Source organism: Brotaphodocola sp., from assembly GCF_050873365.1.
Taxonomy (GTDB): Bacteria; Bacillota; Clostridia; order Lachnospirales; family Lachnospiraceae; genus Brotaphodocola.
In genome coordinates this window covers 1-25,162 of record NZ_JBNMIQ010000033.1, presented here as the reverse complement: position 1 = coordinate 25,162, position 25,162 = coordinate 1, and the positions used below count along the sequence as shown (strand labels likewise).

The window sequence follows — 25,162 nt, the reverse complement described above, 5'->3', positions numbered from 1 at the left end:
ATTCGTACTTAATTCATGCTCGATTAGTACTCGATTTCTTTCAGGAAACGTCCAAGAGCATCCTGCCATGTCGGAAGTGGCTCAAATCCATTTTCTGCCAGTTTTGCCTTGCTCATACGGCTGTTTGCCGGGCGCACTGCCTTGACCGGGAACTGATCGCTCGAAACCGGCGTCACCTTCACCTCGTTCATGCCTGCCTGACGGAAAATCTCACAGGCAAACTCATACCAACTGCAAAATCCCTCATTTGTCGCATGATAACGTCCGTAACGATCGGTCTGAATCATGTCGACGAGAAGTCTTGCGAGGTCGTAGGTGTAAGTCGGAGAACCGACCTGATCATCCACAACGCTGACCGCTCCGCGCTCCTTGCCGAGGCGAAGCATCGTCTTGATAAAGTTCTTTCCTGCGACACCGAATACCCAGGCAATGCGGACCGTGAAGAATTTCTCCACAAGCTCCTCGACGGCAAGCTCGCCCTCGTACTTTGTCTGACCGTATACATTCAACGGACTGCGGGAATCATCCGGCTCCCACGGGCGGGTGCCCTGACCGTCAAATACATAGTCGGTGCTGATGTACATCAGCTTCGCGCCGGTCGCCTGACATGCAAGTGCGACGTTGCGCGTTCCCTCACCGTTGATTTTCCGGCAAAGATCTACGTTATCTTCTGCTGCATCTACCGCAGTATATGCAGCACAGTGGATGACTGCGTCTGCTTTCGACTCAGAAATCACACGCATGCATGCCTCTTTATCTGTAATGTCCATCTCCTGAACATCCACACCGATGCTCTCGATTCCACGCTTTTCCAGTTCATTCATCAGATCGGTGCCGAGCTGTCCCTTTGCACCTGTGACCAATACCTTCATGTCACTGCCTCCGTTTTTCCTCTGCAATATCAAAAAGAATCGTCTTACAGTTTACAGTCTATCTCCGTACATCTTCTCGAAGTAGTTGCTGTACTCACCACTGATGATGTGCTCCCACCACTCCTTGTTGTCGAGATACCACTGGATTGTCTGCTTCATTCCGGTGTCGAAGTTGTACTCCGGCTTCCAGCCAAGCTCGGTCTCGAGTTTCTTCGGATCGATCGCATAACGGCGGTCATGACCCGGACGGTCTTTTACATACTTGATCAGGCTCTCCGGCTTGTCTAATGCACGCAGAACCGTCTTTACAACCTCAAGGTTTGTGCGCTCGTTGTGTCCACCGATATTGTATACACAACCGTCAGCGCCCTTGCGGACGATCAGGTCGATTGCCTGGCAGTGATCCTTTACATGGAGCCAGTCGCGGACATTTGCACCATTTCCGTATACCGGAAGCTCCTCATCTGCGAGTGCACGGCTGATCATCAGCGGAATCAGCTTCTCCGGGAACTGGTACGGGCCGTAGTTGTTGGAACAACGGGAGATTGATACCGGAATTCCAAAAGTGCGATGATATGCCATTACAAACAGATCTGCACTTGCCTTGGAAGAGGAATACGGGCTGGAAGTATGAAGCGGGGTATCCTCGGTGAAGAAGAGATCCGGGCGGTCAAGCGGAAGATCACCGTAAACCTCATCGGTGGAAACCTGATGGAAACGCTTGATTCCGAACTCACGGCAAGCGTCGAGAAGCGTCGTCGTTCCCATTACGTTTGTGCGGACAAAGATGTCCGGATCGGTGATCGAGCGGTCTACATGGCTCTCAGCAGCGAAGTTGATGACTACATCCGGCTTCTCTTTCTCAAACAGATCAAAGATGAACTTACGGTCTGCGATGTCTCCGCGAACAAACTTATAGTTCGGCTTATTCTCAACCGGCTTTAAGGTCTCTAAATTTCCTGCATAGGTCAGAGCGTCGAGATTGATGATCTGATCCTCCGGATACTTCTCTACCATATAGTGAACAAAATTTCCGCCGATAAATCCGGCTCCACCTGTTACGATGATTTTCATAATAACTGCCCTCTCTTTTCTTTTTCGTGACTGCCCTTTCACCGACAATCACCATTCTAACTCAGAGTAGATGTCCCTCACCTAACTACATAAAAGGAACATCTCTGAATGATCTTTTAGATATTGTGGATCTTGTCGATGTATTTTCCGTCCAGAACATCTTTCAGATAGCGACCATACTGGTTCTTCTTCAGGACCTCATATGCCTCCATGACTTCCTCACGGCTGATCCATCCATTTAAGTAAGCGATCTCCTCGAGGCATGCGATCTTGCGATGCTGGTGAGTCTCGATCGTCTTCACGAAATTCGTTGCCTCGACAAGAGACTCATGGGTTCCGGTATCGAGCCAGGTAAATCCCTGTCCGAGAAGAATCACGTCGAGATCTCCATTTTCCAGATAAATGCGGTTCAGATCGGTGATCTCAAGCTCTCCACGAGCAGACGGCTTCAGATTCTTTGCGTACTCCACAACACGGTTATCATAGAAATACAGACCGGTCACACAGTAGTTGGACTTCGGATGCTCCGGCTTCTCCTCGATCGAAACAGCCTTTCCGGACGCATCAAACTCTACAATACCAAAACGCTCCGGATCGTCCACGTAGTAACCAAATACGGTTGCTCCGCCCTCTTTCTCCGCGCGCTCTGCTGCTGTGCGCAGTCTCTTCTTGAGTCCCTGACCGTGGAAAATGTTATCGCCAAGGATCATTGCAACGGAATCTCCGCCGATGAAATCTGCGCCGATAATGAATGCCTGTGCAAGTCCATCCGGAGACGGCTGTACGGCATACTGAAGGTTCACACCGAACTGGTGACCATCACCGAGCAGTGCCTCAAAACGAGGAGTATCATCCGGTGTCGAGATAATCAGAATGTCGCGGATTCCCGCATTCATCAGAACAGACAGCGGATAATAAATCATCGGTTTATCGTAAATCGGAAGCAACTGTTTGGATGTCACTTTCGTCAGCGGATACAGACGTGTGCCTGAACCACCTGCCAGAATAATACCCTTCATAAGTAATCTCCTTTAATTTTGCTCGCCAGTCGCCACACTTGCAGACCACATTTCAAGATAGCTTGCACCTATCATATCTTACACAGATACCGTGTGCAAATCTGTCCGATCGCGACTGGAATCCTTACATTTTTTATTAGCGATTCATCCCGTATGGGTTCTTCGCGGTTATTTGTAATATACCATAGAAACACGGCGAATTCAACGCAGGAATTCGTTACTATTCATACGCTACACAAACGGTAACCGGTTTTGCCTCGTGTTCTGTAACAGATTTTTCACTTGCAACCAAAATCTCTCCGTCCTCATCCGTCTCAAGTGCATAGAGAATTGTGCGGGAATCGGGCTTGTCGTAACTGCACGTCACAAACGCAAAAACAGATGCAACAGAAGTCTCCGGAATCTCTGCAAACCTGCACGGCGCAAGGCGTTCTCTGACCCACTCATCAAAGTCGTCCTGATCTGCAAACTGCATCCGGCGGATCTCCTCACCCTCATCCTGATTTTTGATTGAGTAGCAAGAAACCGCCTTTAAATAGATCATTCGCTCTGGAGTGTAAAGTACAAACTGATTATGTGCCCGGAAAAAATCTTCCTGTCGAAATCGCTCAAGGCTCCCGAACATCGTGCCATCCTTCATGTGATGACCATAGATCAGGTTGTTTCGCCCGCGAAAATCTGACTGACTTTCCGAATCAAGAAAAATCGCCCCGTACACACTCTTCTTTCCATCAAACGACGTTTTCAGATATGTCTCATTGTCTTTCGCCTGAACAACCGGATACTCGAGATCTGCCCCACTCTTTTGCACTCCTGCAATGCTCAACCAGCCGACTGTATCCGGATTCTGTTCTCGAAGCGCTGAAAAATCAATCGGGGAAATATACCCATCCCCCTGCCCGGATTTTTCATCACTCAAATCCGTTTCCTGATTTGAATGCTGATCGTCTGTCCCATTCTCCTCCTGTCCTCGAAATGCCAGGGTCGAGAGCTGTCTGCTGAGGCGGTACTGCTCAAATGCAGGATACCACTCCCGCACAAGCACAGCCCCGCTCCCGAGCATCGCAAGCACCAGAAGAATCATCAGGATCTTGTATGGTTGATTATGCTTCCTCATTCATCTTTGCCAGTTTTGCAGCCTGATCTGCCGCGATGCAAGCATCAATGATTTCCTGAATATCACCGTTCATGATCTTGTCCAGCTTGTACAGAGTCAGGTTGATTCTGTGATCGGTCACACGACCCTGCGGGAAGTTGTAAGTACGAATCTTCTCAGAACGATCACCGGTTCCGATCTGGCTACGACGCTCTGCTGCCTCGGCATTTGCCTTCTTCTCCATCTCGATGTCATACAGCTTGGAACGAAGCAGACGGAATGCCTTCTCCTTATTCTGAAGCTGGGACTTCTCTGTCTGGCTGTAAATTACGATACCGGTCGGAATATGGGTCAGACGAACCGCAGAGTCGGTCGTGTTGACACACTGTCCACCGTTTCCGGATGCACGCATAACATCGATACGGCAATCGTTCATGTCAATCTGTACATCAACATCCTCAGCCTCCGGCATAACTGCAACCGTCGCGGTGGAGGTGTGGATACGTCCGCCGGACTCAGTCTCCGGAACTCGCTGTACACGATGAACACCACTCTCGTACTTCATCTTGGAGTAAGCTCCCTTTCCGGTGATCATTGCGACAACTTCCTTGAATCCGCCGATTCCGTTCTCATTCAAGCTGATGATCTCAACTTTCCATTTCTGGCTCTCTGCATAGTTCACATACATTCTGTAAAGCTCAGATGCAAACAGAGCAGCCTCATCTCCACCTGCACCTGCACGAATCTCAAGAATGATGTTCTTGTCATCGTTCGGGTCCTTCGGAAGAAGCAGAATCTTTAACTCCTGCTCAAGCTCCTCCACGCGCTTTCTGGCATCGGAGAGTTCCTCCTTCACCATCTCACGCATCTCCTCGTCCTTCTCCTCCTCGAGAAGCATCAGGCTATCCTCGATGTCCTGCTTTGCCTTCTTATACTGCTGATATGCCTCAACAAGCGGACCGAGATCAGCCTGCTCCTTCATCAGTTTGCGGAAACGAGTCTGATTCTCAGTGACATTCGGCTCATTTAATTCCTGCATAACCTCTTCATAGTGAATCAGAATATCTTCTAACTTATCGAACATGAAATCCTCCTATTTTTTCTATATAAACTCACAGTTTCTCTTATTTATAGAACTTACAGTTGCAACTAAAATCAGTAAACACCCAATATAGCTCTGAATGGATGTACGGACATCGCCTTAAATTCCAGGGAACAGGCTCCGTGGCGGGAAAGTACAGGCAAACCCGTGTGAGACGTCAGTGCTTAGATCGCGTATTTTGCGATCTTACGCACTGCTACGTTCGAACCCGGAGTGGAAACGCGTTTGCATGACTTTGCCCGCCATCGGAGCCGTAACGTAACAGCACTCAACCATCGGCAAGACAGCAAAGCAAACTCCGCTACCCCACAAATCTTCCACACACAACCCGGTCATTTCCGGCGAGATCCTTATGAACCTCAACCTCCGCAAATCCCTGCTCGCGCAGAAGTCCACGGACTGCCTCTCCCTGATCGTATCCGATCTCGAGATAAACCGACGCACCCGGTGCGAGAACCTTTCCCGCCTCTTTCGCAATCCTGCGGTAAAAGAGCAGTCCATCCTCCGTCCCGTCAAGCGCCATCATCGGCTCATGGTCGCGAACCTCCGGCTCAAGTCCCGCAATCACCTCTGTCGGGATGTACGGCGGATTCGACACCAGAATATCAAACGGCTCCGTTCCATCCGGAATCGCAGAAAACAGATCCCCGTGGAAACACTCGATTCTTGTCCCGGATTCTCCTGCAAGCCTCTCTATGTTCTTTCTCGTGACCTTCAGCGCCTCCTCCGAGAGATCCGCCTCCGCCACATACTCAAAACCGCCGAGCACCGCAAGACTGATTCCGATACAACCGGAACCTGCACAAAGATCAAGCACCCGCTTTTGCGTATGTTTCTCGCGCTCAAGCACCAGCTCCACAAGCGTCTCAGTATCCTGTCTCGGAATCAGCACATGCTCATTCACAAAAAATTCCATTCCCATGAATTCCTGACTGCCAAGAATCTGCTGAAGCGGAACGCGTTTTGCCCTGCGCGCGATCCACTCCTGATACTTTGCCGTGCACTCGCCTGTCCGCTGATTCTCCGGCAGAGTCTGCATCCGGTTCAGCAGAAAATGCGTCATATCAAGCTCAAACGCTTCCAAAAGCAACAGCTTCGCATCATTTCCCGCATCCGGACTTCCTGCCTGCTCGAGGCACTCCGTCCCCTGCGTCAAAAGTTCAAACAGCGTCATTTCTGCACCGCCTTCTCACTCTCTGAAGTCGCCTCAGAAGCCGTTTCCGCTCCATCTTCCGGAATCACCGTATCCGGGAAATTCTCGCGCAGATACGTCTTCCAGTCAAAGACTGCCTCAACCGCCTGAATCGCAACCTCGATCATGCCGTCATCCGGCTCACTCGTCGTCAGCCCCTGCATCCACATGCCCGGTTTGCTGAACAGATTGACGAGACAGTTATCACTGCGTCCTGCAAGACGAAGAAACTCGTAGGATACGCCCGCAATCACCGGAATCAGAAGAATTCGGCTGACCATGCGAAGCCATACGTTGTCGACACGGATCACCATGAAGAACAAAATACTGATCAGCATGACAATGATCAAAAAGCTCGTTCCACAGCGCTTGTGGAAACGGGAGCTCTCCCGCACATGGTCGACCGTCAGCGTCATTCCGTGCTCAATACAGTTGATACACTTGTGCTCCGCCCCATGATACTGGAATGTCCTGCTGATATCCTCCATCCTCGAAATCACCTTGATATACGCCACAAACACGGCGATTCGGATCACACCCTCAAGAATCGCCATCAGCGTGTCCGAGTGAATCACTTTTCGGCACGCATTCGCAATCAGCATCGGCACGATCATGAAAATGACGATCGCAAAGAGAAACGAGATCGCCATCACAAATCCCATCAATGCCTTCTCCGTCTTCTCCCCGAACGTCTTATCAAGCCAGAGTTCGAGCTTCGACGGCTCGGAGTTTTCATCCTCCTCGTCATCTTCGAAAAAGCTCGCCGAATAACTCAGACTCCTCATACCAAGGATCATTGAATCCGCAAAACTGAAAACACCGCGCACAAACGGAAGCGAAAAGAATTTCACCTTCTCCGTCAGGCTCACATAGGTGTCCTTCTTCACCTCGATCACGCCGTCCGGTCTGCGAACAGCCGTCGCGTAATCGTCCTTATTTTTCATCATAATTCCTTCAATGACGGCCTGACCGCCGATACCGGAATATTTCATCAATCACAATCTCCTTGCAAATTCCTGCCACTAATCTGCCACCAAAAAAAGCCCACGCCCAAATCTGCTCCCCTTACAGTGCCACTCTACCATATACCATGGCATCATGCAGAATCTTCCATATCTTCCATTCAGAAAATCAGAAAATCCCTGCCGTGTACAAGAACAAATATTTTCCATGAAACAAAAACAAGGTTGAGACAAAGTGTCTCCACTTCCGTCTCAACCTTGTTTGGCTTACGTTATGCTTATGCCTGAACGCCGTACTTCTTGTTGAACTTATCGATACGACCACGAGCAGCAGCAGCCTTCTGCTGACCAGTGTAGAAAGAGTGGCACTTGGAGCAAACCTCTACGTGGATCTCGCTCTTGGTAGAACCGGTTACGAACTCGTTACCGCAGTTGCAGGTAACCTTTGCCTGATAGTATGCCGGATGGATTCCTTCTCTCATGATTTTCACCTCTTCACTTTCTCAATTCTATACTATTGTGATCATCTAACCGCTCCTTGAACGGTTAAAATCACGTCACGCCTATAAACAGCTTTGTTAGTATACCACACAAACGCTCCGTTGACAAGTAGCTTTCATCAATAAAACCGCATTTTCTTAGCATTTTCCACGAATTCCCTGTTCGTTTTCGTGCGTGCAAACAGATCGAGAATCTTCTCTACCAACTCCTCCGGTTTCATCGTATTCGTCGCCTTGCGGATGATGTCGACTGCCTCTGCCTCCTCCTTCGTAAGAAGCAGATCATCACGGCGCGTACCCGACTTGAGAATGTCGATCGCCGGGAAGATTCTCTTCTCGGAGAGCTTTCGGTCAAGCACGAGCTCCATGTTACCAGTTCCCTTAAACTCCTCGTAGATCACGTCGTCCATACGGCTTCCGGTATCGACGAGTGCCGTCGCAAGAATCGTCAGGCTTCCGCCCTCGCGCATATTTCGAGCTGCACCGAAGAAACGCTTCGGCATATGAAGAGCTGTCGGATCAAGACCACCGGACAGGGTACGTCCACTCGGCGGAACGACAAGGTTGTATGCGCGCGCAAGACGCGTGATGCTGTCGAGAAGGATGATGATATCTCTTCCATGCTCAACGAGACGTTTCGCTCTCTCGATTACCATCTCTGACACGCGCTTGTGGCGCTCCGGAAGCTCATCAAACGTCGAGTAAATGACCTCAACCTCCGGTCCCACAACGGACTCCTTGATGTCCGTCACCTCCTCCGGACGCTCATCGATCAGCAGAATGATCACATGCATATCCGGATGGTTTGTCGTAACTGCCTGAGCCACCTGCTTGAGCAGGGTTGTCTTTCCGGCTTTCGGCGGGGACACGATCATACCTCTCTGTCCCTTTCCGACCGGCGCAAGCAGATCGAGAATTCTCATCGCCGTACTGCTCTTTCCCGGAGTCTCCATATGAAGACGCTGATTCGGGAACACCGGAGTCAGACTCTCAAAGTTCGGGCGCTTCTCAATCACGCTGATCGGATATCCATTGACATTGCGGATGTAGAGAAGGGCTGCAAACTTCTCTGCCGCCGTCTTCACTCTCTGATTTCCGCAAATAATATCTCCGGTTTTCAGGTTAAATCGGCGAATCTGGGACGGAGCGACATAGACATCGTTCTCGCCCGGAAGGAAATTGTCACAGCGGATAAATCCAAATCCATCCGGCATAACCTCAAGAATTCCCTGCGCTTCCTTTCCGCTGTCAAGCTCTGCGACCTCCTGAGCCGTCAGAGTCTCCGGCTGGCGCATCATCGGGCGTGCCTGACGCATCTCGCGACCATAGCGCAGTTCTGCTCCATCCTGCTCCTCGATCGGATTTCCCTCTGCCGAGCTACGGCTACTGTTGTCATTATAATAGCGGTTCTCCGACAGATTCTCTCGAGTATCCCGGCTGTCTCGCATATCTCGATTGTCCCGATTATCTCGGTTATCTCGATTTTCACGGTTATCGCGCATCATATAAGCCTCACGGCTGTATTTATTTTCTCTGATATCCGAGGAATTGTCACGTCCTGCGTAGGAGTTGTCACGGGTATAACCCTCACGATTGTAGTTATTTCGGGTGTAACGGTTCTCTCCGTTATTATCCCGAGAATTTCTGTTGTAACGATTCTCTCGGTTGTTGTCGCGATTATTTTCACGGCTATTCTCGCGATTGTTCTCACGGCTATTCTCGCGACCGCCATCCCGATTATTTTCCCGATAATTATCACGGGTATCCCGGCTGTCTCGCATATCTCTGCCATCTCGGCTCTCTCTTCTCTCACGTCCATCCGCAGTCTCGCGCACTGCACGGCTTACGCGCCCTGTCTCCTGCTGACCTGCTCCCTCCGCATTGTCACGATTCTCACGGTTCTCCTGCACTTCTGCACCTGTGCTCTCTGCGATTACCGGCGTCGCGGATGCCTTCGATGCAGTCGCATTAATTGCATTTAAAGTCGCTCTCGGTGCAACTGCCGTCTTAATAATCTCCTCCTGCTCTGCAATCTTGCACAGCGTATCAATAATCTCTGCCTTGCGCATCGTTGTACAACCCTTAATGCCCTGCGCTTTTGCCATTTCCTTCAGCTGGGGCAGTGATAAAGTCTGTAATTTTTCTCGCATACAATCTCTCCAGTCTCTTTCCTTGCTGTTGTGTGTTCTTTGTGATATTCAGATTTTAAATATGGAATTTCTATTTCCGATTTTACTTCTCTTTATTTGTATTTTTAATTTTATCCAAAAATAGTTGGGTATCAAAACAGATATAAGAAAACTCTGATCACGGATCACGAACTTGCGGAGGACCTTCCGCGGTCCCCCTGTCGTCCTCTACATTATAAAACGAATTTCAAAAAAAAGCAACCGGCAAGCCTACTCGACCGCAGAATCACTGTATTACTGTGATTTTCCGGTCAAAAATTCGTTACTGTGTTACGCGCCCCGCAAACAGCAACGGATTTTGCCGATGCTTCGCATTCCAAATCGGCAAAATCTGCTGCCATCACTGTATCATACGGCATATCATACGGCATTTTCAGTTCAGAAAATGCCTACCCGTTACCGTAATAAAAACTCCATATGTTCCCGAATCCGGCGCTCATATCCATTCTCAGACGGGCGATAAAACGTCTGCCCCTCCATCCCGTCCGGAAGATACTGCTGTTTGACATAATGGTTTGGATAATCATGTGCGTATTTATATCCGTCCCCATGTCCCAGTTTCTCAGCGCCCTTGTAATGTCTGTCCTTTAAGTGAACCGGAACCGGCATTGCATGCTGATTTTTCACAGCCTCCATCGCCTCATCAATCGCACAGATCGCAGAATTGCTCTTCGGTGCCGTTGCCACATAGAGGGCAGCCTGAGCGAGCACAATTCTCGCCTCGGGCATTCCAAGACGCTCGACTGCCTGGGAGGCACTGACTGCGACCGTCAACGCCTGTGGATCTGCATTTCCGACATCCTCCGACGCACAGATCATGATTCTGCGCGCAATGAACTTGATATCCTCACCTGCATAGAGCATCCGCGCAAGATAATAGACCGTTGCGTCCGGATCGGAACCTCTCATGCTCTTGATAAATGCAGAGATCGTATCATAGTGATTGTCCCCGTCCTTGTCATAGTTGACCGCGCGCTTCTGGATGCACTCCTGAGCCACCCCAAGCGTGAAATGGATCAGACCGTCCGCAGGATCTCTCTCCGTCGTCATGATGCCCAGCTCGACCGCATTCAGCGCCGATCTCGCATCCCCGCCTGAGACATCGGCAAGAAAATCGACTGCCTTCTCATCAATGACCGCGCGGTAACTTCCCATTCCTTTCTGTACATCGTTCACGGCACGGTAAATCAGCTCTTTCACATCGTCCCGCTCAAGCGCCTTGAGCTCAAAAATGCGGGAGCGAGAGAGAAGTGCGCTGTTGACCTCAAAATACGGATTCTCGGTTGTCGCACCAATCAGAATCAGCGTGCCATCCTCGACATACGGAAGAAGATAATCCTGCTGGCTCTTATTAAAACGGTGAATCTCATCCACAAAGAGGATCGTCTTTCGCCCGTACATGCCGAGTGCATCCTTTGCCTCGCGAACGACCTCCTCCATGTCTTTCTTGCCTGCGACTGTCGCATTGATCTGCTTAAATTCCGCCTTTGTCGTGTTTGCAATCACCTTCGCAAGCGTCGTCTTTCCGGTTCCCGGCGGTCCGTAAAAAATCAACGACCCCAGCTGATCCGCCTTGATCGCCCGGTAAAGCAGTTTGTCTTTTCCAATAATATGCTTCTGACCCACAACCTCATCGAGCGTCGTCGGTCTCATTCTCGATGCCAGCGGAGACTCTTTCTCCTGCGTCGAGCTTCTCATATAGTCAAATAAATCCATTCCAATGCCCCTTTTTTAGTCAATCAACAATTCATCCACCGTCACAAATGCATAGCCCTCAGCACTCAGCTGATCGACGAGCCTTAGCGATGCCTCAACGGATTCCGGAAAAATATCATGCATCAGGATGATGTCTCCGTTCTTAACCTGCTTTTCCACCCGTCTCACGATTTTTTCCACATTTCTGAGCTTCCAGTCAAGAGAATCCACGTTCCAGAAGACTGTTGTCAGATCACAGCGCTCCGCAAGCTTCGCATTCCAATCTCCGTAAGGCGGTCTGAGAAACTCGGGCTCCTCCCCGGTGATCGCCTCAATCATCTCCTGCGCCTTCTCCACAGACTCCGCGACTGCGTCCTCGCCCTCATGTGTCATCTGGACATGACGGTATCCGTGATTGGCAATCAGATGTCCCTCCGCCTTCATGCGCAGGACGAGTTCCTCCTTGCCCGGAATATTTTCCCCCATAAGAAAGAAGGTCGCATGAATCCCGCGCTTTTTTAAGCCGTCCAAAAGCCTCCCCGTACACTCTAGGGACGGCCCGTCATCAAACGTCAGCGCAAGCAGTTTCTGTGTCTCCCAAATCCCCTCGTCTCCGATCCCCGCCTGAACGATCTTTTCTTTTATAATCTTTTCTTTTATGATCTTTTCTTTTACAATCTTTTCTTTATGAGAATCAGGAGAGTTCTCCCGAATGGACATCTGGGGTTGAATCTCAGTTTGAACAACTGCAATCGCAGTGCCAAACAACAGTCCGTCGAACAAAACAATCGCAAACAGCAGTCTTTTTGCCCATCTTATCTTCACCCGACTCGCATCCCCGATTTTTCAAATTCTCTATATCTCTATAAGGTATGCGCCGGTTTCTTTCCTATGAAGTGAAACAGAAACAGAAACGAAACTTAAAAAAGAAGACCATGCATCGAATGATTGCTCATCCGGTGCACAGTCCTCCCAGCTTTTGCAGAAATCTCTGATTAAGCTACAACGTGTACGTTTACAGCCTGCAGACCACGATTGCCCTCAGCGGTATCGAAGGTAACCTTCTGGCCATCTTCCAGAGTCTTGTAGCCATCAGCTACGATACCGGAGAAATGTACGAATACTTCCTCACCGGACTCATCGTTGGTGATGAAACCATATCCCTTCGTTGCGTTGAACCACTTAACGGTACCCTTATTCATAGTACTGCCTCCTATATAGATAAATATTTGTATTTCTCATGAAACAAAAAAATCACATATTTTTGTGAATCATGAAATGCACTTCATGACTTACAAAAATATGTGAATCAAAAGCTCATATCAAAATACGAGTTCAGTTTAACACCCAACAAGGTTTCTGTCAAGCAGTTTCAGAAAGAAGATAAAAACGGTTACTGTTCAGAGGTAGGCACTTTTGGAACCGAAAGTGCCGTAAGATAACGTGGTGGTAGCGGGAATTTGCCGTATTTAAATGCGAAGCCACGGCAAATTCCGTTACTGGGCACGTGCGCGTGAACAGTAACTAAAAACGGACTGCGGAACGAATCCGCAGTCCATCTGTGATATCATCACGAGTTTTAAGATTCTCTGAATTACTTCAGGGTAACCTTTGCTCCCTCAGCCTCAAGCTTGGTCTTGATATCCTCAGCCTCTTCCTTAGAAGCGCCCTCTTTCAGAACCTTCGGTGCGCCGTCAACAACGTCCTTAGCTTCCTTCAGGCCCAGACCGGTTACTTCACGAACAACCTTGATAACCTTAACCTTGTTAGCGCCAACCTCGGTCAGCTCTACGTCGAACTCGGTCTTCTCCTCAGCTGCTGCCTCGCCAGCACCTGCTGCTGCTACAACAACGCCTGCTGCTGCAGATACGCCGAACTCTTCCTCACAAGCCTTTACCAGCTCGTTCAGCTCTAATACGGATAACTCTTTGATAGCTTCGATAAACTCTGCGGTGGTTAACTTTGCCATTTTATTTTCCTCCATTAATTTTAATTGGGTTTTGTTGAATTTTGTCAGCGTGCTATGCACACTGTCTCAATTGAGGTATAAATCCTCGAATTAAGCCTCTGCCTGCTTCTCTGCGATCTGATTCAGGACGCGAGCCAGGTTGGTAATCGGAGACTGGATGCTGCCAAGCAACTTGCCAAGCAGAACCTCTCTGGACGGGATGGTTGCGATAACCTGCATTCCCTTTGCATCGTAGTAAGTACCCTCGATAACACCGCCCTTGATTTCCAGCTTGTCAGCCTTCTTTGCGAACTCAGCCAGAACTCTTGCCGGTGCAGTTGCATCGTCCTTAGATACTGCGATTGCGGTCGGTCCCTCAAGGTTGGGATCCAGAGCTGCGAACTCAGTGCCTTCAGCAGCGCGCTTGATCAGGGTATTCTTGTATACCTTGTAAGAAACGCCGGCCTGTCTCAGGGCTTTACGAAGCTCAGTATCCTGAGCAACGGTCAGTCCACGATAGTCAACCACTACTGCGGATGCAGCACCGTTCAGCAATTCAGAGATCTCAGCCACTACCGGCTGCTTTAACTCTACCTTTGCCATGAATGTCTTCCTCCTATAATATTTTGGAGACTGCACGGAAAAAGCCTCTCCGTCAAGACAGAGAGGCTCTACAAATTCAATCTAAAGAATTGTACGTTCCTCGGCAGGCGTTTTCACCTTATGCCTCACGGCACCTGCTGTCTTCGGCAGTCAATACTTGTGTATGATAACATACTATATCTGGATTGTCAATCTTTTTTTACTACTATTACTGAACCAGCTTTACAACATTCAGCTTAACGCCCGGGCCCATGGTAGAGGTCAGGGTTGCGCTCTTGATGTATGCGCCCTTCAGAGTAGCCGGCTTAGCCTTGTTGATTGCATCCATAAGCGTCTGGAAGTTGTCCGCTAACTGCTCCTCTGTGAAAGAAGCCTTACCCACCGGCACGTGGATAATATTGGTCTTATCAAGTCTGTACTCAATCTTACCAGCTTTGATCTCGTTGATAGCCTTGGTTACGTCCATAGTAACGGTACCAGCCTTCGGGTTCGGCATTAAGCCCTTCGGTCCAAGTACACGACCCAGACGACCAACAACGCCCATCATATCCGGAGTAGCTACAACAACGTCAAAGTCCAGCCATCCCTCGTTCTGGATCTTCGGAATAAGCTCCTCAGCTCCAACGTAATCTGCACCAGCTGCCTGAGCCTCATCAGCCTTAACACCCTTAGCGAATACAAGGATTCTGGTAACTTTACCGGTTCCGTGCGGCAGAACTACTGCACCACGGATCTGCTGATCTGCGTGACGTCCGTCACATCCGGTTCTGAAATGAGCCTCAACGGTCTCATCAAATTTTGCAGATGCGTTCTTCTTTACGAGTGCGATTGCATCTGCTGCATCATATAATACGGAACGGTCTACTGCTTTTGCTGCTTCCGCGTATCTTTTTCCATGTTTCATTATAAATAACCTCCTAGTGGTATTGTCGGGGATTTCCCTCCCACGTTTCTAAATCGACTTACTCCTCAACAGTGATACCCATGCTTCTTGCAGTACCTGCGATCATGCTCATTGCTGCCTCGAGGCTTGCTGCGTTTAAGTCAGGCATCTTGGTCTCTGCGATCTTCTGCAGATCTTCCTTGGAGATGGTAGCTACCTTCGTCTTGTTCGGGGTTGCGGAACCGGATTTGATCTTGCAGGCTTTCTTTAACAGAACTGCAGCCGGCGGAGTCTTGGTGATGAAGCTGAAGCTTCTATCTGCATAAACCGTGATAACAACCGGGATGATCAGATCGCCCTTGTCTGCGGTTCTTGCGTTGAACTCCTTAGTAAACTGCACGATGTTAACGCCGTGCTGACCCAGTGCAGGACCTACTGGCGGAGCCGGAGTAGCCTTGCCTGCCGGAATCTGTAATTTGATGTAGCCAGTTACTTTCTTTGCCATGATAATGACCTCCTAATATTGTGGTATTGTCGGGGATTTCCCTCCCACCAGCCGGCACAATGCCAGCCTAGTTTGCTGTTACATTTTCTTCACTTCTGTGAAGTTCAGTTCAACCGGAGTTTCCCGGCCGAACATTTCGACGCTGATCGTAAGGGTTTTCTTGCTCTCATTGATCGACTTGATCGCACCGATCGTATCCTTCCAAGCGCCGGCGGTTACTGCCACCATATCGCCAATCTCGAAGTCTACTGCGAGCTCCGTCTTGTTGAATCCAAGGCTCTCCATCTCTGCATCGCTTAACGGTACAGGTTTGGAACCCGGTCCTACGAATCCGGTTACACCGCGCGTATTGCGAACCACATACCATGTATCATCGTTCATGATCATGTGAATCAGCACATAGCCTGGAAACATTTTCTTGTCTGCCAGCTTCTCCACGCCGTTTTTCAGCTCTGCTACTTCCAGCATCGGGACGGACACTTCCAGGATCTGATCCTGAAGGTTACGGTTCTCGATCGTCTTCTCAATGTCAACTTTTACCTTGTTCTCGTAGCCTGAATAGGTATGAACTACATACCACTTTGCTTCTGACATCTTATCACCCTCGCCTTAGTTAAATAATGAAGCTGAGGCCCCATTTGATGATGAAATCAAGGATTGCGATAACCGCGCCCAGCAAGATGCTGATTACTGTCACCGAAACCGTCTGTTTCACAACCGTCTCCTGGTCGGGCCATACGATCTTCTTGAACTCAGCTTTAAAACCCTTGAAAAAACTCTTAACCGGAGCTTTTTCAGTTCCTGCAGCCTCTCCCATAGTTCACACTCCTTATTTGGTCTCTTTGTGCAAAGTATGAGTCTTGCAGAATCTACAATACTTCTTAGTTTCCATGCGGTCCGGATGGGTCTTCTTATCCTTCGTCATGTTGTAGTTACGTTGTTTGCAAACCGTACATGCCAGTGTAATCTTTGTGCGCACGACTTCCACCTCCACTTAAATTTTCGTTGTTTTTCAGTCTTTTCTTGCCGTGCTCTCTGCTTCGCCGGACTCCGGCAAAATTTGAGCATAAAAAAAAGACCTAAGCTCTTCCATTCGCCACATTACTATATCACACGAAAAGTAATTCGTCAACCTTTATTTTATTAGGCTTTTTCCGGGTTTTTGTTTGAGGTTTTTGTTTGAGGTTTTTGTTTGGGGTTTTATTATTTGTATTTTATTATTTGTATTTTTTATTTATATTTTTCGTTTCTACTTTTCGATTATATTTTCCTTTTCTATTTTTTCTTTCCCGGGACTGCAAGACCGAGGTGAACGAGAATCGCCCAGAGATACGGAGCGCCAAAACAGTTGAGTGCCTTCGGTCCAAAAATCTCATGGTTCTGATCCGCAAGAATCCTCAAAAATGCCCCGCAAACAGTCGCGCGGGTGATTGACTTCGATCTGCGGTCGACAAACATCTCTCCGCCCCGAATCTGGTAGGTAAACGCAAGATGCTTCGCCGTAAAAAACGTCTCCCCCTGATGAGCCACAAGCCACTCCCAAAAGTCGGAGTCTGTTTTCGGAATCTGATTTTCCTTGCTGTTCTTTGGCTTTTCTTCGTTCATCTATCCATCCCGCCTTTCCCATTTTCGTTCTGTTATCCTAATTTTTGTCCTATTTTTATCCATAAAACCTTTATCTTTCAAATTTCTCCGTTACCGCTACCGCAGTATTCTACGGAATTTTTAGTGCAGAAAGATTCTCACACAGTATAGCGCACTTTATCGCCCTATACAATTATTTTATATATAGGAATTCTACAATTTGCGCATGTTATACAGGCTCTGTTCGCGGGATAAGTCATGCAAACTCGCTCTCGCTCCGGGTTCAACGTAGCAGTGCATAAGGTCGCAAAATACGCGACCTAAGCACTGACGTTTCACACGGGTTTGCCTGAACTTTCCCGACGACAGAGCCATCGCACATCTTCCTTCCCGTTTACTAAACCTCTTCTCTTAAATTAATGTGCTTTCTTTTTAATTTACTTCACTTTCTCGCTATCTCCCTTTTCCAATGCAGATCGCGAGAAAATAAATATGCTTCACCCCTGCCTTTTTGAGGATGCGACTGCACGCCTCCACGGTGCTTCCCGTCGTATAAATATCATCTATTATAATCACGGATTCTGGAATTTTGTCCGAAACGGACGGATGGAGGTCGAATGCCTCCTGAAGATTTTTTAATCGCTGAGATGGACCGAGGTCTCTCTGCGGAAGTGTTTTCTTTTTTCGGATCAGAAGTTTCGTATCAACTGGAATCCCCCAGTAGTCCGATAACCGTTCTGCAAGTTCTTCCGCCTGGTTAAATCCACGCTCTCGCCTTCTCGACGAATGAATCGGAACCGGAACAAGTGCCTTAGCATCCCAGACTCGCACTCTCTTCGCAAAACGAAGATTCATCGCCTGTACATAAAAATCGAGATACTCCCGGCGATTCTTATACTTGATCGACGCCATTGACCGGCGTGCCGTCTCATTGTAATTCAAGAGCGATGCACCGGAATCAAACGTTTTTGGACGGCGCATACAGTCTGGACAGTACTCCCCCTGCCGATCCGAAATCTCTTTTCCGCATTTCTTGCAACAGGGTTCCCGCACCGGCGAGAGCGCTTTCACGCACCCCGGGCAGATTTTTTCCCCATACGGCTCCACAATCTCCCCACAGACGGGACACCGCCTCGGAAAGAGCAGGTTTAAGAGCGGTTCTGCCTGACCGCTCCTCAACCATTTTTTCACGTTTATCATATTTCTTATTTTTACCACGCCTCCCATTCATATCGTATTGAATTTATTTCAATTCCATCTCCATAACTTCCCGGATTCTCTGCTTCAGACCGGTATATCGCTGTTGCTCGGTGTCATTGTTGACCATCGCCTGAAACGTTTCCGGAATTCCGACCAGGCAAACGCACTTTCTCGCTCTTGTGACAGCCGTGTAGATCAGATTTCTCGTCATCAACATTCTCGGACCGGAATGAACCGGGATAATGACTGCCGGGTACTCACTTCCCTGAGATTTGTGGATTGTGATTGCATATGCAAGTTCCAACTCCTCAAGCTGTTTAAATCCGTACTCCACCATTTTTCGCTCATCAAACTCCACGGTGACCGTATCCGCAAAACGATTGATTTCCCGAATGATACCGATATCCCCGTTAAACACTCCCGTCCCGGATTCCACCGGAATTCCGCGTGAACTGCGGATCTCCCACTCGATCTGGTAGTTATTTTTGATCTGCATAACTTTATCACCGACACGATAAATCGTTCCCCCGGACTCTTTCTCCGCCTTGTTCTCAGACTTTGGATTCAGATATTCCTGAAGAATCGTGTTGAGTCTCTCCACGCCGAGAGCACCCCGGCGCATCGGTGTCATGATCTGAATGTCAAACGGATCTGCCTGCACATAATTGGGAAGTTTCTCCCGAATCAGCGTGATCATCGCACTGATGATCGCATCCGGGTTCTCCCGGCGAATAAACAGAAAATCTTTGCTTCGTTTTCCAAGTGGAATCTGCTCTCCGTCGTTGATGCGATGCGCATTGACAATGATGTCGCTCTCCTTTGCCTGACGGAAAATTCGCGACAACTTCACGACATTGAATGCGCCTGATCCGATCATATCACGGAGCACATTTCCCGGACCGACGCTTGGAAGCTGGTTCACATCGCCGACAAGAATCAGACGTGTTCCCGGATTGATCGCCCGCAAAAGTGCATGCATCAGATAAATATCAACCATTGACGTCTCATCGATGATGATGGCATCGGCATCGAGAGGATTCTCCTCATTGCGCTCAAAATGCATCCCCGTCGTTCCGCCATTCTCGTCCGGGACTCCGTTGAGCTCGAGAAGGCGATGAATCGTCTTTGCCTCATATCCGGTGGCTTCTGTCATTCGCTTCGCCGCACGCCCCGTCGGCGCACCAAGCAGAATCTCCATCTCCTCTTCCTCAAAATAGCGGATGATCGTGTTGATCGTCGTCGTCTTTCCGGTTCCCGGTCCGCCGGTGATAATCAGGAGTCCACTGTTGACCGCCTCAATCACCGCCTGAATCTGAAGCTCATCTGCCTCGATATGCTCTTCTGCACAGATCTTTTTTAAACGCTTGCGAATCGCATTTTCCGGCTCATTTCCACGAATATTCAAATCATGAAGCATCCTCGCAGAATTCAACTCCGTGTAATAATACTGGGAGGCGTAGACATGGCATGACTCCTGACCATCCTCATTGAGCTTCACAACGATCTTCTTTTCCATCTGAAGATCCATCAGATGTTTTTCCATCGACTCAATATTGACATGGAGGAGTTCAGAAGCCCCGCGCAGAAGCTCCTCCTTCGGCAGATAGGTGTGACCACTTGCGACCGACTGTTGAAGCGTGTAGAGCAGACCACTCCGGATTCTAAAATCCGAGTCTGTAAAAATCCCGGACTGGCGCGCAATCTCATCCGCCATCTTAAATCCGATTCCCTGAATATCATCTGCAAGGCGATAAGGATTTTCCCGAATAATTCCATAGAGTCTCGCACCGTACTCTTTATAGATTCGCAGAGAGAGATTCATCGAGATGCCATACTCCTGAAGGAACATCATCGCCTCGCGCATCTCCTTCTTCTCCTCCATCTGCTCGGAGATCGAGATCGCCATCTTCTCGCTGACGCCCTTGACCTCTGCGAGACGCTCCGGCTCCTCCTCGATGATGCGAAACGTATCCGCCTTAAAGCGTTTCACGATTCTCGCAGCCAGCGCACTTCCAACCCCTTTGATTGCGCCCGAACCCAAATAACGCTCCATCGAAGCCGTGTCCTCCGGTGCCTTCATCTCATAGTGCTCCACCTGAATCTGATCGCCGTAGACCGGATGTGCCACCTCACGCCCTGTGGCTTCTATGTAGTCTCCCTCTCCGATATAGGGAAAAGTTCCGACCAGAATATAGTCCTCCCCGTCCGCAAAAACACTCAAAATCGAGTATCCGTTGTCCTCATTGCGAAATTTGATTTTTTCCACATATCCTTTAACTGTTGCCATAAATTCTCCGTCCTGAGTGATAAACAAGATCACACACCATTTATGCGTTTTCCTCATTATCGCGGTATTCGCCAAAATCTCATGCACTTTCACGGACTTTGGCTCATTACTCATATAAATAAACGAAAATCCCGCATCCATCATACTACGGATACGGGATCTCCTATTCTGCCTGATCAGGAAATCAATCTAGTACTTTTTAAATTAACACGCTTCGTACTCTTTAGTATTCCTGTGGCTTAGAGTCACCATGCTGAAACTCAATAAATTTTCCAGTTCCGATTGCCACTGCGGTCAGCGGATCTTCCGCAACAACAGTGGTAATTCCGGTCTTCTCCTCGATCAACTGATCCAATCCGTTGAGCAGAGAGCCACCGCCGGTCATCACAATACCGCGGTCAAAGATATCTGCTGCAAGTTCCGGCGGAGTGCGCTCGAGCACATTGTGAACGGCATCCACGATCTGAATTGCCGGCTCACGAAGAGCTTCCAACGTCTCCTCAGAGGTAACCACAATCGTCTTCGGGAGTCCTGTCACAAGGTTTCTTCCTCTTACTTCCATCGTCAGAACTTCCGGACGACGGTAAGCGGAACCGATGTTGATCTTGATTTCCTCTGCGGTTCTCTCACCGATCAGAAGATTGTGTTTCTTTCTCATATAACGAACAAGTGCCTCATCAAAATCATCACCGGCGATCTTGATGGAAGTACTTACTACGGTTCCACCCAAAGAAATCACAGCGATATCTGCGGTACCGCCTCCGATATCAACGATCATATTTCCGCATGCCTTGGAAATATCAATTCCTGCACCGATCGCAGCTGCAACCGGCTCCTCGATGATCGATACCTCACGCGCGCCTGCCTGATAAGTTGCATCCTCTACCGCCTTGCGCTCTACCTCGGTTGCTCCGCTCGGAATGCAGACAGCAATGCGCGGTTTACGCAGAGTACGCTTGCCGACCGCTTTGTTGATGAAGTACTTCAGCATCTTTTCCGTCACGGTATAATCGGAAATAACACCCTGGCGCAGTGGACGTACTGCGATGATATTACCCGGAGTTCTTCCGATCATCAGACGCGCCTCTTCACCGATTGCCATGATCTTATTGCTGTCACGATCAATTGCAACAACGGACGGCTCCTTGAGAACAACGCCTTTTCCTCTTATATATACCAAAATGCTCGCCGTACCTAAATCGATACCGATGTCATTAGACACTAACATCTCTTTTCCTCCTGTTTGCTTCCTCACAAATCCTATTCGCACAAATATTCCAGATTAATCTCTCTTATTATATACAATCGCGTCCCTTTTTGAAAGGGTTTTTTTATTTTTTATTATGTTTATACATTTTTTATCGTGCCGACACATTTTAGTCACAATTCTTTTTTATACTTTAAGTACATTATCCGAAAGGGTAATGGAACCTTTGTTTCAAGTGCATACTTGAAATTACAAAGCTTTTTCATACTCATACCTGCCAGGGGCGATCCTGGCAGGCCCCCCTAAAAACCATTTTCTTTTATTTGTATACCTACCATTCCCAAATCTGCCGGGTGGACGAGCGAAACGTTCACCCGGCAGACTTTTTTATGCTCTTTCTTACATTTCTTCTTTGTCTCAGCATGATAGTCTGCTATTTCAATCTCGTATCTCAATATTTTCCCTCAGCCTGACGAAAGCTCTGCGCATAACGAATACATCCATCCATTCCAGAAATGCATGGGAACTGATCGGTCTGCACGCACTATCCTCAGACACTTTCATCTGCTGATGTCACGCATTTTTGCACAACAAAACTTCCGGAATCTCGCTTTCATACACAACTACTCGCTCATCCAGATCGGGATATGGCGCATCCGCACGGAACGCTGAGTCCGAAACGCCTCATCCGTATCGTATGTCACACCGAACTTCGCGGTGCTATTTCAGAATTTTTCCTGACAGGAAACTTCCTATATAACTTCTTGTAACTCAACTAAGGTACTGAACCGTTATGAACACTCAGATTTTTTGATTTTCAGATAACCATTTTACGGTCACGATTTTACATAGACTGATTTCTTAATAATTAAATCTAAATCTTTTTACTGCAAAAACTCACTCAAATACATCTTACCCATCTATCCATTTGCCATGCCAGACATCGCACTCTTCTCATCTCTCCTGTCTGCCCTGACACCAACCTGGTTTTTTCACAAATTAACATGATTAACATCGACTGGCATCCTTTTACAGACGTTCGATTTGCTTTCTCTGCATGCAAAACACACTGCTCCCAAACTGCTTCAAACTTTTATTAAATAATAAAATAATGAAACTCCCAATTATGAATGATAACGGATTCAGACAATCTCTGACGTTCAGATCCTCAAGATTTTCGGATACGCAACAGATATGATAGCACAGGAAGTACCAGATTGCAACTGTTTTTCTCTGCCAAAAAATCCGCTACCATTCATGCTCTGATCACCGTTCACACATTGCACAAACCATATCAAACTATATCATATGAGATTTTCCATTCAAAAAACTCCACCCATATCCAACAAACACAAGTTTCTAAAAATCTACTCCCCGGTCTGCGAACAACCATGGCACAAAACAAACAAATCTTCAGATAAAGGGGCAGAATCTGCCCGCCATCCTCCCGCCTCCCAAATCACAGAAGACTTCCAAAGACGACAGCCGGCAAATTCTAAACCGCTTTATCTGATTCTCATTATTAACCTCTATATTTTTTACTTTTAACCTCTGAGGCAGAACTCACTGCAATCCACGACGCGGGTTGCCAGTCCCTCATAGAATTCCGGCTCATGGCAGATCAGAAGAATACTGCCCTTGTATGCCTTCAGTGCCCGCTTGAGTTCTTCCTTCGCCTCCACATCGAGATGGTTTGTCGGCTCATCGAGAAGCAGGACATTCGTCTCGCGGTTCATCAGCTTACACAGACGGACTTTCGCCTGCTCACCACCGCTGAGCACACGCACCTGGCTCTCGATGTGCTTCGTCGTCAGACCGCATTTTGCCAGAGCAGAACGCACCTGGTACTGGGTGTAGGACGGGAATTCCTTCCAGATATCCTCGATACAGGTCGTCGTGTTGCCCGGAGCCATCTCCTGCTCAAAATATCCGGTATAGAGATAATCGCCAAGTTCCACACTTCCGGAAAGAGACGGGATCAGACCGAGAATGCTCTTTAAGAGTGTCGTCTTTCCGATTCCGTTTGCTCCGCGCAGAACAACTTTTTCTCCGCGCTCCATCATCAGATTTACCGGTTTGGTGAGCGGTTCGTCATAGCCGATCACGAGATCCTTCGTCTCAAAAATCAGCTTACCAGACGTTCTCGCCTCCATAAATTGAAACTCTGGCTTCGGCTTCTCCTTCGCAAGCTCAATGACTTCCATCTTGTCGAGCTTTTTCTGGCGGGACATCGCCATGTTTCTCGTCGAGACGCGCGCCTTATTTCTCGCAACGAAATCTTCCAGCTCCGCAATCTCCTGTTGCTGACGCTTGTATGCCGCCTCAAGCTGAGCTTTCTTTGCCGCGTAGACCTCCTCGAAATGGTGGTAATCACCCACATAGCGATCGAGTTTCTGATTCTCCATATGGTAAACAAGGTTGATAACACTGTTCATGAACGGCACATCGTGAGAAATCAGGATAAACGCATTTTCATATTCCTGAAGATAACGCTTGAGCCACTCAATATGCTGTTCATCGAGATAGTTCGTCGGCTCATCGAGAAGCAGAATATCCGGCTTCTCAAGCAACAGCTTGCCGAGAAGGACCTTGGTTCTCTGACCACCAGACAATTCTGACACGTCCTTGTCCAGTCCGATCTCAAGCAGTCCGAGTGCACGTGCAACCTCCTCGACCTTGCTGTCGATGATGTAGAAATCATGTGCCATCAGAAGATCCTGAATCGTTCCAAGCTCCTCCATCATCTCATTCATCTCATCCTCAGACGCCGTTCCCATGCGGTCACAGATCTCATTCATCTGCGTTTCCATCTCAAACAGATAAGAAAATGCGCTCTTCAAGACATCACGGATTGTCATTCCCTTCTCAAGAACCGTATGCTGGTCAAGGTAACCCGCGCGAACGTGCTTCGCCCACTCAACCTTTCCCTCATCCGGCTGAAGTTTTCCGGTGATGATGCTCATGAACGTCGATTTTCCCTCTCCGTTCGCGCCGACAAGTCCAATGTGCTCTCCTTTTAAAAGTCGGAAGGAAACATCCTGAAAAATTGCGCGGTCTCCAAATCCGTGGCTGAGATGTTCAACATTTAAAATACTCAAATTTCTTTCTCCTAGTATAATAATGGTGTAGTCAATCAAGACTACTTGGTTAATAAGTTTCTATAAATCAGATAACAGAAGAAGGAATTCTACCTTCATCAGATGTTATCCGTAATAACTATCATGTCTGACGGTTCCTGATAGAC

The 25,162-nt window shown here is 48.4% G+C and carries 24 protein-coding genes and 1 other annotated feature; all 24 genes read right to left on the bottom strand.

The window, feature by feature from the left end; translation table 11 throughout:
• Positions 1 to 23 precede the first annotated feature (23 nt).
• The 24 genes from rfbD to ACR0QT_RS12505 all read right to left on the bottom strand — a co-directional run bounded on the left by rfbD (position 24) and on the right by ACR0QT_RS12505 (position 25,016).
• Positions 24 to 872, bottom strand: a complete 849-nt coding sequence (rfbD, locus tag ACR0QT_RS12620; RefSeq protein WP_432631063.1) for a dTDP-4-dehydrorhamnose reductase — start codon at positions 870 to 872, stop codon at positions 24 to 26.
• Positions 873 to 923: 51 nt separating this feature from the next.
• Positions 924 to 1,946 (bottom strand): dTDP-glucose 4,6-dehydratase, encoded by a 1,023-nt coding sequence (gene rfbB / locus ACR0QT_RS12615; RefSeq protein WP_177978547.1) that lies wholly within the window; start codon positions 1,944 to 1,946, stop codon positions 924 to 926.
• A 116-nt stretch (positions 1,947 to 2,062) separates the two neighbouring features.
• Complete coding sequence (rfbA, locus tag ACR0QT_RS12610) at positions 2,063 to 2,965, bottom strand: glucose-1-phosphate thymidylyltransferase RfbA (protein ID WP_177978545.1); 903 nt, start codon at positions 2,963 to 2,965, stop codon at positions 2,063 to 2,065.
• Positions 2,966 to 3,185: 220 nt separating this feature from the next.
• On the bottom strand, positions 3,186 to 4,082 hold the full coding sequence (locus tag ACR0QT_RS12605) for a class B sortase (protein WP_432631062.1): 897 nt from the start codon (positions 4,080 to 4,082) through the stop codon (positions 3,186 to 3,188).
• The gene (gene prfA / locus ACR0QT_RS12600; RefSeq protein ID WP_177978543.1) at positions 4,069 to 5,145 is read right to left on the bottom strand and encodes a peptide chain release factor 1; all 1,077 of its coding nucleotides are present in this window, start codon (positions 5,143 to 5,145) and stop codon (positions 4,069 to 4,071) included. Before prfA ends, ACR0QT_RS12605 begins: the two co-directional genes overlap by 14 nt.
• 319 nt (positions 5,146 to 5,464) lie before the next feature.
• Positions 5,465 to 6,337, bottom strand: coding sequence for a peptide chain release factor N(5)-glutamine methyltransferase (gene prmC, locus ACR0QT_RS12595; RefSeq protein WP_432631061.1), 873 nt, complete (start codon positions 6,335 to 6,337; stop codon positions 5,465 to 5,467).
• On the bottom strand, positions 6,334 to 7,347 hold the full coding sequence (locus ACR0QT_RS12590) for a DUF1385 domain-containing protein (RefSeq protein ID WP_432631060.1): 1,014 nt from the start codon (positions 7,345 to 7,347) through the stop codon (positions 6,334 to 6,336). Before ACR0QT_RS12590 ends, prmC begins: the two co-directional genes overlap by 4 nt.
• Before the next feature lie 248 nt (positions 7,348 to 7,595).
• Positions 7,596 to 7,799, bottom strand: a complete 204-nt coding sequence (rpmE, locus tag ACR0QT_RS12585; RefSeq protein WP_177978537.1) for a 50S ribosomal protein L31 — start codon at positions 7,797 to 7,799, stop codon at positions 7,596 to 7,598.
• Positions 7,800 to 7,936: 137 nt separating this feature from the next.
• On the bottom strand, positions 7,937 to 9,967 hold the full coding sequence (gene rho / locus ACR0QT_RS12580; RefSeq protein ID WP_432631059.1) for a transcription termination factor Rho: 2,031 nt from the start codon (positions 9,965 to 9,967) through the stop codon (positions 7,937 to 7,939).
• Between the two features lie 435 nt (positions 9,968 to 10,402).
• Positions 10,403 to 11,722: a replication-associated recombination protein A gene (locus ACR0QT_RS12575; RefSeq protein ID WP_432631058.1), complete on the bottom strand. Its 1,320-nt coding sequence runs from the start codon at positions 11,720 to 11,722 to the stop codon at positions 10,403 to 10,405.
• A 15-nt stretch (positions 11,723 to 11,737) separates the two neighbouring features.
• Positions 11,738 to 12,526 carry a polysaccharide deacetylase family protein gene (locus ACR0QT_RS12570; RefSeq protein ID WP_432631057.1) on the bottom strand — a complete coding sequence of 263 codons (789 nt, stop codon included), beginning with the start codon at positions 12,524 to 12,526 and terminating at the stop codon, positions 11,738 to 11,740.
• A 170-nt stretch (positions 12,527 to 12,696) separates the two neighbouring features.
• Positions 12,697 to 12,903 (bottom strand): cold-shock protein, encoded by a 207-nt coding sequence (locus tag ACR0QT_RS12565; protein WP_177978529.1) that lies wholly within the window; start codon positions 12,901 to 12,903, stop codon positions 12,697 to 12,699.
• A 392-nt stretch (positions 12,904 to 13,295) separates the two neighbouring features.
• Positions 13,296 to 13,670, bottom strand: a complete 375-nt coding sequence (gene rplL, locus ACR0QT_RS12560) for a 50S ribosomal protein L7/L12 (RefSeq protein ID WP_432631056.1) — start codon at positions 13,668 to 13,670, stop codon at positions 13,296 to 13,298.
• Between the two features lie 90 nt (positions 13,671 to 13,760).
• The gene (rplJ, locus tag ACR0QT_RS12555; protein WP_177978526.1) at positions 13,761 to 14,252 is read right to left on the bottom strand and encodes a 50S ribosomal protein L10; all 492 of its coding nucleotides are present in this window, start codon (positions 14,250 to 14,252) and stop codon (positions 13,761 to 13,763) included.
• A 28-nt stretch (positions 14,253 to 14,280) separates the two neighbouring features.
• Positions 14,281 to 14,417, bottom strand: a sequence feature (ribosomal protein L10 leader region).
• Between the two features lie 43 nt (positions 14,418 to 14,460).
• Complete coding sequence (gene rplA / locus ACR0QT_RS12550) at positions 14,461 to 15,156, bottom strand: 50S ribosomal protein L1 (protein ID WP_177978524.1); 696 nt, start codon at positions 15,154 to 15,156, stop codon at positions 14,461 to 14,463.
• Positions 15,157 to 15,214: 58 nt separating this feature from the next.
• Positions 15,215 to 15,640 carry a 50S ribosomal protein L11 gene (gene rplK, locus ACR0QT_RS12545; RefSeq protein ID WP_177978521.1) on the bottom strand — a complete coding sequence of 142 codons (426 nt, stop codon included), beginning with the start codon at positions 15,638 to 15,640 and terminating at the stop codon, positions 15,215 to 15,217.
• Between the two features lie 78 nt (positions 15,641 to 15,718).
• Positions 15,719 to 16,234, bottom strand: coding sequence for a transcription termination/antitermination protein NusG (gene nusG / locus ACR0QT_RS12540; protein WP_177978519.1), 516 nt, complete (start codon positions 16,232 to 16,234; stop codon positions 15,719 to 15,721).
• A gap of 19 nt (positions 16,235 to 16,253) precedes the next feature.
• A complete protein-coding gene (gene secE, locus ACR0QT_RS12535; RefSeq protein ID WP_177978517.1) occupies positions 16,254 to 16,457 on the bottom strand; it encodes a preprotein translocase subunit SecE in 204 nt (67 codons plus the stop codon).
• A 12-nt stretch (positions 16,458 to 16,469) separates the two neighbouring features.
• The gene (gene rpmG, locus ACR0QT_RS12530; RefSeq protein ID WP_177978515.1) at positions 16,470 to 16,619 is read right to left on the bottom strand and encodes a 50S ribosomal protein L33; all 150 of its coding nucleotides are present in this window, start codon (positions 16,617 to 16,619) and stop codon (positions 16,470 to 16,472) included.
• A 296-nt stretch (positions 16,620 to 16,915) separates the two neighbouring features.
• Positions 16,916 to 17,245 (bottom strand): hypothetical protein, encoded by a 330-nt coding sequence (locus ACR0QT_RS12525; RefSeq protein WP_432631055.1) that lies wholly within the window; start codon positions 17,243 to 17,245, stop codon positions 16,916 to 16,918.
• Between the two features lie 432 nt (positions 17,246 to 17,677).
• Positions 17,678 to 18,424: a double zinc ribbon domain-containing protein gene (locus tag ACR0QT_RS12520; protein ID WP_432631054.1), complete on the bottom strand. Its 747-nt coding sequence runs from the start codon at positions 18,422 to 18,424 to the stop codon at positions 17,678 to 17,680.
• A 43-nt stretch (positions 18,425 to 18,467) separates the two neighbouring features.
• Positions 18,468 to 20,711, bottom strand: coding sequence for an SF1B family DNA helicase RecD2 (gene recD2, locus ACR0QT_RS12515; RefSeq protein ID WP_432631053.1), 2,244 nt, complete (start codon positions 20,709 to 20,711; stop codon positions 18,468 to 18,470).
• A gap of 223 nt (positions 20,712 to 20,934) precedes the next feature.
• Positions 20,935 to 21,939: a rod shape-determining protein gene (locus ACR0QT_RS12510; protein ID WP_177978509.1), complete on the bottom strand. Its 1,005-nt coding sequence runs from the start codon at positions 21,937 to 21,939 to the stop codon at positions 20,935 to 20,937.
• Positions 21,940 to 23,462: 1,523 nt separating this feature from the next.
• Positions 23,463 to 25,016, bottom strand: a complete 1,554-nt coding sequence (locus tag ACR0QT_RS12505; RefSeq protein WP_432631052.1) for an ABC-F family ATP-binding cassette domain-containing protein — start codon at positions 25,014 to 25,016, stop codon at positions 23,463 to 23,465.
• Positions 25,017 to 25,162 lie beyond the last annotated feature (146 nt).